The 13,202-nt window shown below is 49.2% G+C and carries 7 protein-coding genes; 6 read left to right on the top strand and 1 reads right to left on the bottom strand.

The window, feature by feature from the left end:
* Window positions 1-385: 385 nt before the first annotated feature.
* The 3 genes from NDI52_RS16650 to NDI52_RS16640 all read left to right on the top strand — a co-directional run bounded on the left by NDI52_RS16650 (window position 386) and on the right by NDI52_RS16640 (window position 5,773).
* The gene (locus NDI52_RS16650) at window positions 386-3,193 is read left to right on the top strand and encodes a LamG domain-containing protein (protein ID WP_190770541.1); all 2,808 of its coding nucleotides are present in this window, start codon (window positions 386-388) and stop codon (window positions 3,191-3,193) included.
* Between the two features lie 577 nt (window positions 3,194-3,770).
* Entirely contained in the window at window positions 3,771-4,799 is a 1,029-nt protein-coding gene (locus NDI52_RS16645; RefSeq protein ID WP_190770540.1) for a hemerythrin domain-containing protein, read from the top strand.
* A 113-nt stretch (window positions 4,800-4,912) separates the two neighbouring features.
* Complete coding sequence (locus tag NDI52_RS16640; protein WP_190770539.1) at window positions 4,913-5,773, top strand: SDR family oxidoreductase; 861 nt, start codon at window positions 4,913-4,915, stop codon at window positions 5,771-5,773.
* A 124-nt stretch (window positions 5,774-5,897) separates the two neighbouring features.
* Here NDI52_RS16640 and NDI52_RS16635 read toward each other — a convergent pair whose 3' ends face one another.
* Window positions 5,898-6,857, bottom strand: coding sequence for an FkbM family methyltransferase (locus tag NDI52_RS16635; RefSeq protein ID WP_190770538.1), 960 nt, complete (start codon window positions 6,855-6,857; stop codon window positions 5,898-5,900).
* A 480-nt stretch (window positions 6,858-7,337) separates the two neighbouring features.
* On the opposite strand from NDI52_RS16635, the gene NDI52_RS16630 reads away from it, so the two are divergent.
* From NDI52_RS16630 to NDI52_RS16620, 3 genes are all read left to right on the top strand, one after another.
* Window positions 7,338-8,987, top strand: a complete 1,650-nt coding sequence (locus tag NDI52_RS16630) for an alpha/beta hydrolase (RefSeq protein ID WP_190770537.1) — start codon at window positions 7,338-7,340, stop codon at window positions 8,985-8,987.
* Between the two features lie 344 nt (window positions 8,988-9,331).
* A complete protein-coding gene (locus tag NDI52_RS16625; RefSeq protein WP_190770536.1) occupies window positions 9,332-10,213 on the top strand; it encodes an alpha/beta hydrolase in 882 nt (293 codons plus the stop codon).
* A 924-nt stretch (window positions 10,214-11,137) separates the two neighbouring features.
* Window positions 11,138-13,201: an AMP-binding protein gene (locus NDI52_RS16620; protein ID WP_190770535.1), complete on the top strand. Its 2,064-nt coding sequence runs from the start codon at window positions 11,138-11,140 to the stop codon at window positions 13,199-13,201.
* Window position 13,202: the final 1 nt, after the last annotated feature.

Raw genomic sequence — 13,202 nt, 5'->3', positions numbered from 1 at the left:
GTTCCAGTTTTGTGATTACGGCAAGCTTCGCCCGCCACAATTACAAAATTGGGTTTTCAATCTGCAATCGAGAGCCCCCTTTTGCTGTTCAAAGCAACGGTAAAAGGGGGCTCTCAATCAATTCTGCTACAAGCTCTGAAAGCAGGCTCTTGTGAAGTCAATTCATCCAAAACACACCTGTTGAAAACTCTCATAAAGGCAAAGACTATTTCAGAGAAAATTCCAGAAGATTCCGGAATAGCACAGGTGGAATTCGAAGTTCTCTCTGTCTTGAAGCAGTTTGTCAATGGGCTCCATTTTGAGGTTTGACAGAACCAGGATTGAGCCTACAAACCTGAGTTTGGTTCCTTTCTGTGCGATCGCCCCCTATTGTAAAGATTGAATCATGGTGAACCGTCTAACGTTCGATCTTATTCCTTCCCAGAATCCGCCCCCCAAGATTGAGCTACCCGATGTTGATCTGACACAAGACGTTCTCTTAACAATCCGCTTAAATGGCGAAGAAATCCCCCCCGAAAATAAGCTATCCATTGAGCCTGTAGGTGATGCCCCTGTTCCTCAGCAAATTAACACCAACCCATTCATTCGCTTTCAACGGGCAGGAACTTATAGCTACAAAGTTTCAGTTCCGTGGGTTAACGATACACGTCTAGAACGCACCTTTGCGGTCACCATTTTGGGGCGTCTAATCGTTTCGCCAACGGCTGTGGTGTTGGATGGGTCTTATACCGCCTTTACCGTTGAAAAGATTGTGGAAGGCAACACACGAACACTGGTACCGTCGTCCCAACAGACCTGGACCAGACAGGGTAGCCCAGACGCCCCCCTTCCCTTTCCCGATCCATCGTTTCCACAGACTACGATTCAATTTCTAAAACCGGGCACCTACACCTACCTCATCGTCGTACCCCACGAATCTACACTCCTACAGAAAATAGTCACTGTTACGGTGACCGACAAGGTTGTGCCTGAAGGGCCACCTCCCACGTTAGAAATTAGCCCAACGGAAGTATTTCTAGACGGCTCCTATGCCACCTTCACCGTTGAAAAGGTTTCGGAACGTGGGCGATCGCTCGTCCCTCCCTCACAGCAGACCTGGAGTAGCGAAGATGGTGGACCATTACCTTTCCCGGGTACATCATTTCCACAAACCACCATTGAATTTCTGCAACCGGGTCGCTATACCTACCGAGTCCTGGTGCAGCACGACCCAGATCCCCTTCAAACGGAGTTTGCTGTACTGGTTAAAGAAGAGCCTCCGGCACCACAACTGGTTACCCCTCCCACCGAAGTTACCCTACCCAACGAGGCCCAGGTACCCTTTCTGGTACAACCAACCATTCAACCCACATGGAGACAGGTCAGTGGCCCAGGCCAAGCCATCTTCGGAGGCCAGTGGGAAGCCGGGGCTATTCCCACCATTCGCTTCCCTGTCGCTGGAGTTTATGTCTTCGAAGTAACCGTAGGCATCGATTCCCAAATCTTCAGTATTCTGGTCCGGCCAATGCCACTGAACCAGCCTCCCCAGGTTAACGCTGGCCCAGATGCGATCGTCAATCTACCCAATGCCGCTCTCCTGAAAGGCACCGTCACCGATGATGGATTACCCAACCCGCCAGGGCGAGTTACGGTACTATGGCGGCACGTGGGTGGGGGTAGTCAGGTTGTCTTCAGCAACCCGACTCTAACTGAAACTCCAGCAATCTTCTCCGATAAAGGGCGCTACATATTAACCTTGACGGCTCACGATGGAGCCGCTGAAGGTAGCGACGAAATGATTGTGATGGTGAATAAAACACCCGTGATTCAGGCGATCGCCCCCGGTGTTGTCGTATTGCCCAACACAGCCACCCTCTCCGGTCACATCTTAGATGATGGCTTAGGTTCTCCAGAAAGTGGAACCATCCATAGTTTTTGGGTTAAAGTCAGCGGTCCAGGTTCTGTCACCTTTACAGACGTTCCATCCTCGACCCCACAAAGCTCAGATATTATAACCGCTACCTTCTCCGAACCAGGACGCTACGTCCTACGCTACATCGTCAGTAATGGCTGCTTAACGGCGGTTCAAGATGTAACCGTGATAGCCTGCCTATCACCCCTGGTGCGAGCGGGAGCTGACCAGAGCATTGCCTTCCCCCTCCCCGTTACCCTGGATGGAAAAGTACAAACCGAAGACTGGCCCTCATCGCGTCCCTTACAAATTCAGTGGGCCAAAGTAGAAGGCCCAGGACAGGCAACCTTCGAGTCGCAACGCCCACGCACCCGAGCCACCTTTTCAGAAATTGGGGTTTATACCTTACGCTTAACCGCCACGGACGGAATTACCACCGCCAGTGATGAAGTAATAGTAACGGTTACCGCCACAACGGCCGTAACGCGTGTGATCCAAGATCTCGTAGTGCTCTACACCTTCAAGGAAGGCCGAGGCTCCACTGTGCAAGATGTATCGGGTGTTGGTTCCCCAATGCATTTACAAATCACAGACACCAACTGTGGGCGAGCCGTATGGCTACCCTCTGGTGGATTAGCAGTGGAAGAGCAATCGAACCCCCCAAAAGGACAGGTACCCAAATCCCCCAGCATCCAAACAAATGGCCCTGCAACAAAAGTGATTCGGGCTGTCAAAGCTACCAACCAATTGACCGTAGAGGTGTGGTATCGCCCAAGGAGCGATCGCCCCATCTATCAAACCAACAACCCTATCCGTATTCTATCTATCGCCGCCCGAGGACAAAACGCTCATGAGAATCGCAACTTCACGCTGCAACAGGGGCAGTGGCAGACAACCCAGGCCAACTTTTACCATGCTCGTCTGCGCTCAACTAATAACACAACCAATGCAGAAGATGGATTAAAAACAGCTACTGTGATTCAACCCAACCCTGCTACTCAGCAGAATGGAAATCTTCTAAACCGTTGGAAGGTCAATCACATTGTTTATACATGGGATGCAAATGGAAATGCACGACTTTATATAGATGGCGTGCCACAAGCAAGAAAAAGTTTTGTAGCACCCAAAGGAGGGTGGGCCAGAAGTCTTGCAGACTGGAATGAGCACTATCCACTCGCCCTGAGCAAAGACCCAGATGGCCTGCGTCCAGGTCGCGGTGAATTTCAATTAGTTGCCATCTACAACCGGGCGCTAACGGCTCAAGAAGTCACTCAAAACTTTCAAGCGGGCATCCCTCAGTAATTTGTCGAATCGTACAGTGAAAGCCCATTTCGTCTCCAAGTGGCAAATGGGCTTTCACTGTACGGCAGTAAAAACTTGAGTTCGGGTTAATGGCTTTTTCGAAGAGTGCTTTGCAGCTCTTCGAAAAAGCCATTAACCCGAATTAAGATCAAAAAGTATGATGATTAGAATTATGCATCAGCCCGCCAAAACACATATCCAGAGCTGCATATGAATTCAATCATCTAGCCTTCAGAAACCGTGAAATAATATCAAACTCAGTTGAAGAACCATAATATGTAGTGGCGTGGCATAATACACCGCACTATTACATATGATAGTATTAAATTTATATACAAGAGCTTGCTGAGTTGATGTATTAAACCATTCGCTCTGTTTACTGACTTCGTTATCTAACCTTTGAAGTATTCCATTAGACCCATTGATAAAAATTTAGCGCTTTGAGGGAACTTTCCCTTAAAAATCTTCAACTACGGGTAGATAATTTTCATCAATCGCAAACGTTAGTTTGTATTGGGCACGAAAGCCCTCACAAAAAGCTTAGTGATAATTTCTCATACCGAAGTTGGAGAACACCATGACTGCAACTCTTACAGATCAAAAGCGTGCTGCGATCGCCGAAAAATTGGCGGATATGCTAGCCGTTCAAAATCTTCTCATCGCAAACGAACAGCGGCTCTTGAGTGAGATCCAGGAAAGCCATCTTCGTGAGCGTCTCCAGGACATGCTGGAAGATGACCAGAAGAACAAGGGCATTATCGAAACCGTTATTACCCAATATGGTATTCAGTCTGACCCTAAGCGCGAAGTTCAGCAACTGATCGATCAAACCCAGAAGCAAATGCAGGGTTCTGATATAAGCCTGTATGCCAAAGTGACTCAGCATGAACTGCTGAAGCACGGCCAGTGTATGACGGGTATTGTCATTCATAAGGCTGCTCAGTTAGTTGGGGCAGATGTTGAGCAGGCGATCGCCCCTCTCAACACCGTTAACTTCGAAAACCGCGCCCACCAGGAACAACTGAAAGGCGTAATGGAGTACGTAGGTACCCGCGAACTGACAGGTCAAGAGCCTGATCAAAGCCTGTGGGGCCGCGTTCAGGATGCTCTGGCTGCTATGACCGGCGTTGTTGGTAGTGCTGTAACTCAGTCCTCCGACAAGTCTGACATGGACATCACCCATGTCATCTTCATGGATCACCAGAAAGCCAAGACCTTGATGAACGAAATCAAGGGCTCCAATGACAGCGCTCGCTGCTTGGAGTTGTTCAATCAGCTGTACACCGATCTGCTGGTTCACGCGAAAGCTGAAGAGCAGGCCGTATATCCCATGGTTCGCTCCTTCTATGGTGAGAACGACACCCAGGATCTGTACAACGAGCAAGCCGAAATGGAAACTCTGTTGAACCAGATCAAAGCCGTTGGCCCCAACGATTCTCGCTTCAAGGATGGTATCCGTCAGCTGCGGGAAATGGTGAGCCACCACACCAGCCAGGAAGAAAATGGCATGTTCCCTGCAATTCGCCGCAACCTGAGCGAACAGCAGCGTGAACAAATGGCGACCCAGTTCAAGGAAGCCAAAAAGCAACTTCAGCCCAAAGTCTAATTACGCTGAAATTGCTGATTAGATAGATAGCTTAGTGGTGTGGGACGCAATGCGTCCCACACCACTCTCCTTCATGCAGACCTTCAAAACACTATTTAACAGGAGCTCACATTATGACCGCTACATCGGACAAACTTCCTCCTCAATCTCAAAACCGCATGCCGGGTTTGGAATCTGAAATGAATCCGGCCCCTGAATACGATGACCCCAATTATCGGGGTAGCGGTAAATTACAAGGCAAAGTTGCCCTGATTACAGGTGGCGACAGTGGCATTGGCCGATCCGTTGCCGTTTTCTACGCTAAAGAAGGCGCCGACATTGCCATTGTTTACCTCGACGAGCACGAAGATGCTCAAGTTACCAAGCAAGCCGTTGAAGCTTACGGACGTCGCTGTATTACCATCCCTGGTGATATTCGGGGCGAGAAGTTCTGTCAGGAAGCCGTTGAGCAAACCGTACGAGAACTGGGCAAACTCGACATTCTGGTGAACAACGCCGCTGTCCAGTATATGGAAGAGAGCATCGAAGACATCGACCCGGCTCGTCTGGGCGATACCTTCGCCACCAACATCTTCGCGATGTTCTACTTTGCTAAAGCAGCTCTGCCCCACCTCAAACCCGGCAGCACCATCATTAACACGACTTCAGTGAATGCTTACAAGGGCAACTCTAGTCTGCTCAGCTACTCCACTACCAAAGGAGCTATTCTGGCCTTTACGCGATCGCTCGCCCAACCTATGCTAGAAAAAGGCATCCGAGTTAATGGCGTTGCTCCTGGCCCCATCTGGACACCCTTCATCCCCGCCTCCTTCCCACCGGATAAGGTTTCCGAGTTTGGTCAACAGGTACCGATGAAGCGCCCCGGTCAGCCCCGGGAAGTTGCTCCCAGCTTTGTGTTTCTTGCCTCCGAGGACTCATCCTACATGGCAGGACAGGTGCTCCATCCCAACGGTGGCGTTGTGGTTAACGCCTAACTTGAAAGGTCAGTGGTTTGTGTGCAGTGGACACAAACCACTGACCTTCCTGCGTGGGTCGTTGCGCGGTTTCGCCGCGCAACGACCCACGCCCTCAAAAACTGATTCATGCAGGAGGTCTAGTTTAAGCAGAACGGAGGTTTTGCATGAGTCGAAGATTGGCGATCGCATCATTCGACATATTCAACTCCAGCAGAAAATCTTCGATCGCTGCGGTGAAATTGTAACGCGGATCGCTTTGCCCTACCGTCAGGGTCAGATGTTCCAGCAACTCGAAAGCAAAGTCTAAAAATCCAGATAAAAAAGCAATACAGGCAAGCTTTAAAGTTCGCTCAGAGCTTAGCTTTGATTCCTGTGGATAAAGTAGCAGAGGGTCACGCAAGTAGAAAGCTTCTCCCCACAACAACTGGCCAGGACGATTGCGGTTAAAAATGGGTGAGTGTGCGCGTTTGCAGCGAGTGCCGATCAAATCAAACAGACTAAAACCTTCTAACCGAAGAAACGTATCAATATCTGCAAAGAGAGGTTGGTTCTCATAGAGTGGAGCAAATTCCACCTCAATCTGAATCATCAGAACGGTAGACAGAAGCTGACGCGCACCGTGTAAAACATGCAAATCAGCACCCTGCACATCAATTTGAAGAAAGTCGATGAATGGCACTTGCTCGGCTTCGCAGAAAGCGTCAAGAGTGGTCGTCTCGACTTCTAAGGCAAAGTCCAGATTCATAAACTCTGGCAACTTCTCAAAGCGGGCCAGCAGGGGTTCATTCGGAGGATAAAGAGATGTGCACATGGGGTCCTGCGTTACATACAGAGCCTTGTTTGCAGCAGTATCACTGAGAGCTAGCGGAACATAGTGTTCCTGCCAATCTAAATGACGTGTGGCAAAATCAAGGCTGGCTATATCACAGGCGTCGGCATCGGCATCAAATCCATAGACAGTGAGATGAGGCGCAAAGATACCCCATCCCTGTGCCTCAAAGTCATCTCCATCGGCCACCTTACGGGCACCAACCGAGCAAACGTTGAAATGAAGACCGTCAAGATGACCGCGTTGTTTCAGATGGCGGAGGAGTGCAGTCAAAATAATCACCTCTAGTAAGGGAAGCAGCTGAAATAAACAAAGGGAATCGAGACAGTCCTAGAAGGACTGCCTGGACTCACAGGTATGGGGGTTTAGGTCAGGTGGAGGCTTTAAAAGGTCTACTCCCGTATTCCAGTTACCAAACCAAAATCCGGGTTTTGGCTCATGAATGATGAACAGGACTTACGCATTTGTGTTGTAGGTGGGGTGCTTTGCACCCCACCTACAACACAAATACACTACATATAGCGGGCTTGCGTAAGTCCTGATGAAGCTGGTGGATGCAATTTATAGCGATCGCCCAACTCTCTTTCAAAGTCATGTTTTCGTACACTCCACATACAAAAAAATGACTTTGAAAGAGATCCTAATTGCTCAGAGTGTTGCTTATTATATCGACGCCCCTATTCGGGCCAGGCGTGGTTTATAACAAGATCAGGAGAGGCAGGACGGCAATGCTGGTCTGCAAGGTGTTGTGCCATGGGTTACGTTGACTCTCCGCCCGATTCTCCATCTTCTAGTTTTCGTGAAGCTGCATTTAATCGCCTTAAAGTTTTGATTCTGAGGGCATTACGGCGATCGCAAGAATTCTTCGACTCTAAAAAATTACCCTACGTCGCGAATCAGGTTTGTCAAGTTTACTTTGGTAAAAGCGACCCCCAATATCTGTCGAGTTGCCGTCGAATTTTGCGATCGCGCGTGGAACTCAACCCAAAGCAACTTCAGTATTTCCTGCAAACAGGCCTGGGTGGTTATCTACTGCAATGGCTCGCCCCCTTCTTTCACTTATCGGATGATGCGATCGCAGAGGTGCTACTCCAGCTAGCTGCCGACCCCGATGGCCTCTCCCTATTGAGCATTTTGCGGTATGGTCCAAACGCATTGCAGGTGAACGTCGATCACCTTTTAATGACCACCAACCGAGTGAGATTACTTCTAGAAGTAACTGAAAAGGCGATCGCCACCATCGGAGAACTAGCCGAAGCCGAAGCCATTCTCGACGCGGTAGTTGATGCCAGCGTACTGTCCGCGCTTCAGCAACCCGGCCCCTGGGCAGTGCAAGCCTACGATCTGGTAGTCGAGCGGGGGTCACGAGGAACGATGCGGGTTATCTGTTATCAACCGCAAGATTGCGACAATTCCTCGATTCCCGTTGTCATTCAATCCCATGGGTTAGCCTCCAACCCAGAAGACCTCGCGGAATATGCCCACCATCTCGCATCTCATGGTTATTTTGTTGCCGCCCCCCAACATCCAGGTAGCGACAGCGTGTATGCACGGGAGATGTTAGCGGGGCGATCGCCCGAAGTCTTTGAACAAGCCGAGTTTATTCATCGACCCCACGATATCAGTGCCCTTCTTGATGAGCTAGAACAGCGGAACAAGAGCCAGTTTGGCGATCGCTTGAACCTCACATCTGTAGGTGTTCTAGGTTACTCCTTCGGAGCCTATACCACCTTTGCCCTGGCTGGTGCCGAGCTACACTTTGAAGCTCTGGAAAACACCTGTCATATTCACGTCCGCCATCCCCATAACCCCTCACTGTTACTGCAATGTCAGGCCCTCCGTTTACCTCGCCATATCTATAACCTGCGAGATCCGCGTGTCCAAGCCATCCTGGCCATGGAACCTCTGGGTAGTGAGATGTTTGGCGCAGAAGGCATGGCCCATATTCAAATCCCCGTACTATTTATCGCCGGAAGCCATGATGCCGTCACTCCCCTTGTACTAGAACAAGCCCGCCTATTTCAATGGCTCACGGCTCCTCACCGCTACCTTGCCCTCATGCAAGGAAAATCGCACCTACGCGACCTACAACGCCTCGTTCAACAGTTAGAATTACACATCAAACTATTGCCCCCCACCCTACCCCTTGCCACCACGCAGGAGCCAACCCCCTTTGACACCTACACCAACGTTCTCAGCCTCGCCTTCTTCAACCAACACCTACATTCTGGCGTCCCACTTACCCCCACCCTTAGCGCCACCTTCGCCGCTGCCCTTAGCCAACCCCCTCTAGGGCTATCATTAATCAGCGATCGCTCCAGCTCTCAACTTCAGACGCTCCTCCAAGAACTTAACGAAACATTAACAGCCATAACCACAGCACCCAATTCCCCCCCTTCATAAGCTGCCTAAAAAACGTCTCCAACCCCAATTCATCATGCAGAGCCCAACAGCCCCCAACACTACATACTCCAATCATTCCCTCATAAATACCCCACCCAAGCCGGATCAAAAACCCCACAGATGCGAAGTGGCCTAACGCCTCCCATCCAAAACTCCTTTTGCCAAGGAGGTCTGGGGAACGGGCAACCGCCCCTCAGTGGGGGGAGGGGCGACGCACCCCCAAGCAGCAACCCTTAACATCCATCACGATTTTCAATCAACCCACAGCTTTCTCTAAAACTCAAAGTTGTTTTTCTCGTGTGCTTTCCACCCAAAAACAACCGCCTTATTCAGGAAACAAAACCATGCCGCACTCCGAAGGAACCTTCAAGGGCACAAACGGAATTGACCTTTATTACCAAAGCTGGCAGCCCTCAACCACCCCCAAAGCTACGATTGGCATCATCCACGGCCTCGGCAGCCACAGCGGATGGTTTCAAGGCATAGCAGAAAACTTAGCATCCCAGGGGTACGCCGCCTATAACCTCGATTTACGGGGTCACGGGCGATCGCCCGGTCAACGCGCCTATATTAACCACTGGTCAGAATTCCGGGGCGACATCGATCGCTTTCAGCAATTAATGGCAGATCAACACCCCGATATCCCTTGCTTCGCATTGGGCCACAGCCTGGGAGCCATCATTCTGCTCGACGTAGCCCTGCGCGATCGCCAGGCCCTATCCGGCCTCATTCTCATGGCCCCATCCCTTAACCCCTCTGGCGTCCCAGCGTGGCGCTTAGCTGCCGGGCAAATCCTCTCCTGGGTCTACCCCCGCTTCTCTCTCGACACGGGTATTCCTCAAAATGCAGGCTCCCGTGACCCAAATGTCATCACCGCCTACACCCAGGACCCTCTTCGCCATCGCAGAGGCACGGCTCGTCTGGTTTCCGAGTTTCTAAAAACAATTCGGTGGATCGATACGAACCTGGCTCAGCTACAAATCCCCGTCCTAGTTCTCCATGGCGGAAACGATATTGTTACACCACCGGCCAACAGCCATGAACTCTTCGAAAAACTAGCCATTGTAGACAAAGAGTATCGCGAATACCCAGATGCTTACCACGACTTACACAATGACCTGGATATGCCTCAAGTAATCGTAGATATTTCGAATTGGTTAGATCGACATATCGATGGAGACTTACATGTTTGTCGATTGAGCGGTCGCCTAATTTCTATCAGCTAAAGACTTAGCTTCTAGAAACCCGGTAGTTGAAAAACACCGGGTTTCTAAGTCTTTTACAGCCCAGCGAAATATTTTAATAGATAGGCAGGTATGCCACACTTTTAACTTCTCTTAGTCTGGTAAAGCACGAAAGATAGATATGGGATTTCGTTTTATATTCATCTCTCGTACTTAATCAGAATGGAAAATAACGTAAAACAACTTTTTCAAAGATTAAGTAATCCTACAAAAGCACTATCTGAAAAAACATAAAAATGAGTTCTTCATAAAGTTATGTGAACCCCTTACAAAAGTATATTGATTTTCCATACTTATCTCAGACGTATCCACGTAAACACGATTCATCTGGCTTGTATTCAGCCTGTTTATGAGAGATGTTTACAATCGGTATCATTTAACACAGATTCGAAATGCCTGAGATATACTGGGATCACATCTAAATAGCGGCTTCTGTTGATTTAAAGGATATGAGTTTCCTATCAACAGAATGCTCTCTTCGAAGTTCATTCTGCTACTTCGAACGTGAGTAAGTTGATTAAAATTAGAACTTGATTTTAGTTCTTAAGACTCCGCTATAGGCTTTGTTTTTTAATAGCCTAGCTCACTATCATGGTGTGAACTCACGATTCATCCATTTGCTTGAGGCACTTTTGCTTAACTCCATAGAAGTTGCTTAAAGGCATTTGGAGTCGCTGCGGGAATATCCCCTAAACTAAATCCCTCCTCTCCGTCAATTGAATTCTGTGGCTTCTCAAGAGCCATTTAATTCCCGTAGCCGTATTGAGTATCTACTTTGTTTGAAGGGGTGCTTGAAAAGTTATTTTCCGTTTGTTATGTGGGCGGGAAATAATCCTATTCTAAGGCTTTTCAAAATTCCCTCACCCTCCACAATGATGCGAAGCGCAATGGACGCTTCCTAAAAACATGGCTGGACTATTAACCCTCTACCATGCCCCACCGGATACCGGTAGCCTGAGCTTGGGGCGTACGTTGCCTTCATTGTTGGATGAAGCGTGCGATCGCTATCCCAATGACCATGCCTTAAACCAGTGGCAAAAACGCCGTTGGCAATCCCTTTCTAATGGAGAATTTCGTACTGCTGCTGAAGAATTTGCATTAGGGTTATTATCATTTGCTTTGCAACGAGGTGATCGCGTTGCATTCGTAATGCACAGTGATCTGCCCTTTTGCATTACCGACATGGGATGCTTACTGGCGGGTCTGGTAGATGTTCCCATTGACCTCACTCAAACCATTGAGAACATCCTGGTTATCCTGCAACACTCGGATGCGAAGATTCTAGTTATTTCCAATGTGGATCTGTTTTACCAGATTGCACCCCATTTACAGGAAGCTCCATCGCTACAAGCCGTTCTTGTAGTAGATGTTCCGGGGGACTGGGAGCAGATTCGACGACACCTCAAAAACAATGAGGAGCAGCCAGGGCAAAAGGCCCATGGTCCTCTTGATGACGACTGCCTGCATGAACCACAAATCTTCAATGCCGCTCCATTAGAACCCGTTGGTCAGGTGGAGGGGTTGCCCTCTCAATTGCAAATCTGGTCACTGGATGAGGTGAGAACAATAGGGCGAGAGAGATGGTCTGAGGAACGCTTACAGTCGTTGCGAGAGGCGATCGCCCCTTCTGATTTAGCCACCATCCTCTATATCGCCAGCGAAACGAAACGCCCCCGTGGCGTCATGCTCAGCCATGAAAACATCTCGGCCGATATTCTGTCTGCCTTCAGTTGCTTTCCCGGCTTAGAGACAGGTGAAAAGGAAACCGCTCTGTTGTTTCTACCCCTCACTCATATCTTTGCCCGTGCCTTCTTCTATGGACATTTAGCCTACGGCCACAGTATCTATTTTTCAGACCCTAACCATATCGTTAAGCATCTCAAAACCGTTAATCCAACGATCCTAATTACGGTTCCACGCTTAATTGAAAAGATATACGAGCGCATTTTGGAACAAGGTAAACGGCTGCAAAAATTTGATCGCGCTGTGTTCACCTGGGCACTCAAAGTTGCACAGCGATATGAACTTGGCGAACCTCCTAAGCGGCTCTATGGGCTTCAACTGAAACTGGCAGATCGGTTGGTGTTTAGCAAATGGCGAGTTGTATTTGGCGATCGCATGAAAGCCTTAATCTGTGGTGGAGCCGCACTACGTCCTGACTTAGCCAACGCACTCTCAGCCGCAGGAATTCCACTTCTACAGGGATATGGTCTAACAGAAACCAGTGCTGTACTCTGCTACAACCGGGGCAGCCATAACCGGGCAGGGACTGTAGGAGTACCGATTCCGGGAGTCGAGATAGCGATCGCCCCCGATTGCGAAGTTCTCATTCGTGGCCCGTTTGTGATGCAGGGATATTATCGGGATGCAGAAGCAACAAAGCGGGCGATCGATAGCGAAGGTTGGTTACATACGGGCGATTTAGGCGAAATCACACCGGATGGATTTCTACGTCTAACTGGAGTGAAAAAATCGCTATTCAAACTGTCAACCGGCAAGTATGTTTCAGCCCTGCCATTGGAGCAAGAACTCAATCAATCTCCTCTGATAAGCCATGCTGTTATTGTCGGTGCCAATCATAAATTCTGCGCTCTCCTGATTTTCCCAAATCTGGATTGGGTACAGCGGGAACTAACCTTGCTGGGTGCTGCATCGTCATTGACAAGCTTGCAGCATCCTTGTCTGCTGACACGGTATCAAGCATTAATCGATGCAGCCAACTGTCATCTACCGTATTGGTCAACGGTGCGTAAATTCAAACTCATTCCAGTCGAATTAACCATCGAAAACGGATTCCTCAATGCGGATGGAACACTGAATCGTGCACAGGTTCTAGACGCGTTTGCCAGTGAGATTGGCGCATTTTATAGCAACGAAATTGAGTTGCAATCAGATGATCCCAATGTGGTTTGTCCACCGATGGCCGCTGCTACCTGCCCTGCCTATGCTCAGTCCCTAACCCATTACTAAA

The sequence above is a fragment of the Leptolyngbya sp. PL-A3 genome, from assembly GCF_039962325.1.
Lineage (GTDB): Bacteria > Cyanobacteriota > Cyanobacteriia > Elainellales > Elainellaceae > Vacuolonema.
Note: the sequence above shows the minus strand (reverse complement) of the source record. Positions and strands in the feature narration are given on the sequence as shown.